A 389-nucleotide genomic window follows, 5' to 3' on the forward strand; every position below is an offset into this window, starting at 1 on the left:
CGAAGGAGATCCGCCATGGCGACCCGTGACCGCCGACGTGACACCCCGCCGCCCCGGACCGGCACCGGCGAGGCCGAGACCCTGCGCGGGTTCCTCGACTATCTGCGGGCCTCCGTCGCCGCGAAGGTCGACGGCGCCCCGGAGCCGGAGGTCCGGACCGCCGCGGTGCGCTCCGGTACGAATCTGCTCGGCCTGCTCCATCACCTCACGTGCGTGGAGCGCGCGATGTTCCTCGGGGACGACATCCGCGACTGGCAGGCCACGTTCCGGGCTGCCCCGACGGACAGCGTGGCCGAGGTCGTCGCCCGCTACCGTACGGCGGTCGGGAGCGCGAACGCCGTCCTCGACGGGTGCACCGACCTGGCCGCACCGGTTCTCCGGCCGGGGTC

1 protein-coding gene is annotated in these 389 nt (G+C 74.3%); it reads left to right on the forward strand.

Features of this window, described 5'->3' with window-relative positions; genetic code table 11:
• Positions 1-15 precede the first annotated feature (15 nt).
• A partial coding sequence (locus G3I71_RS49665; RefSeq protein ID WP_164325574.1) for a DUF664 domain-containing protein occupies positions 16-389 on the forward strand: 374 nt, incomplete at its 3' end.

The organism is Streptomyces sp. SID12501 (assembly GCF_010550245.1).
Taxonomy (GTDB): domain Bacteria; phylum Actinomycetota; class Actinomycetes; order Streptomycetales; family Streptomycetaceae; genus Streptomyces.